1 protein-coding gene is annotated in these 1,190 nt (G+C 53.5%); it reads left to right on the top strand.

Going from position 1 to position 1,190, the window contains the following annotated elements; translation table 11 throughout:
• The first annotated feature begins 81 nt into the window (after nt 1-81).
• Nucleotides 82-1,035 carry an IS5 family transposase gene (locus QCE79_RS32870; RefSeq protein ID WP_309851621.1) on the top strand — a complete coding sequence of 318 codons (954 nt, stop codon included), beginning with the start codon at nt 82-84 and terminating at the stop codon, nt 1,033-1,035.
• The last annotated feature ends 155 nt before the right edge of the window (nt 1,036-1,190 follow it).

The following is a 1,190-nucleotide window of genomic DNA, read 5'->3' as shown; positions in this document are numbered from 1 at the left end:
GTTAAGGAGACTCTGCAGAACTCCTTCTTGTGGTTACAATAAGGAATACTATTAGTAAACAAGCGACTTGGAGGCATCACGATGACGCAGCTTCATCTCGGCTTGGACCTGTCAACCAAGCGCACGCGTAAGCGGGAGTTTCTGGACGAGATGAAACGAGTGGTGCCATGGTCGAGGCTGATTGCATTGATCGAGCCGCATTATCCGAAGGGGAAGACCGGTCGGCCGCCATTTCCGGTAGCGACGATGTTGCAAATTCACTTCCTCCAGCAATGGTTTGGTCTGTCGGATCCAGCGATGGAAGAAGCCGTCTATGATGTCCCGCTGTATCGCGAATTCGCAGGCCTCGATGGAGGGATGACCCGTGTTCCAGACGAAACGACTATCTTGCGGTTTCGGCACCTGCTCGAAGCGCATGGCATCGCTGCGCAGATTCTTGCGGTCGTCAATGAGATATTGAATGAAAAGGGACTGATGCTTAAAGCCGGTTCGGCTGTCGATGCTACGTTGATCGCAGCGCCCAGTTCGACCAAGAACGGGTCGGGCACACGTGACCCGGAGATGCAGTCGACCCAGAAAGGCAGGAATTGGTACTTCGGCATGAAGGCGCATATAGGCGTGGACGCAGAATCAGGCCTCGTTCACACGGTCATCGGCACGGCGGCTAACGAGCACGACATCAACGCGGCCCTTGCGCTATTGCACGGTGAAGAAACGGATGTTTACGCTGACGCTGGATACCAAGGCATCGAAAAACGTAAGCAAACGGGCTCGGCTCGATGGCATATTGCGATGCGGCCCAGCAAGCGAAGGAAATTGAACTTGAAGAATCCTCTCGATGCGATATACGACAAGATAGAACGACTGAAGGCCGGGATTCGTGCAAAGGTCGAACATCCGTTCCGAATCATCAAGCGACAGTTTGGTTATTTGAAGACGCGATACCGGGGGCTGGCGAAGAACACCGCACAGATCACCACATTATTTGCGTTGGGCAATTTATGGATGGTGCGCAAGGCGCTGCGCAAAGCGTAAAAGACACCGCAGGTTGAACTCGCCCCGCACCCTCGTTGAGGGCACAATTGGGCCCATCGCCTCTGTCATTGATGGACCGAGCTGGATAAAAAAACTGCTCCAACGTCTACATGGTGCACAGGCATTTTAAACCGTGTTCTGCAGACCGTCCTTAA

Origin of the sequence: Caballeronia sp. LZ003 (genome assembly GCF_031451465.1) — a bacterium.
Taxonomy (GTDB): Bacteria; Pseudomonadota; Gammaproteobacteria; order Burkholderiales; family Burkholderiaceae; genus Caballeronia.
The sequence above is the reverse complement of the archived record's forward strand: the minus strand, read 5'-3'. Positions and strand labels throughout refer to the sequence as shown.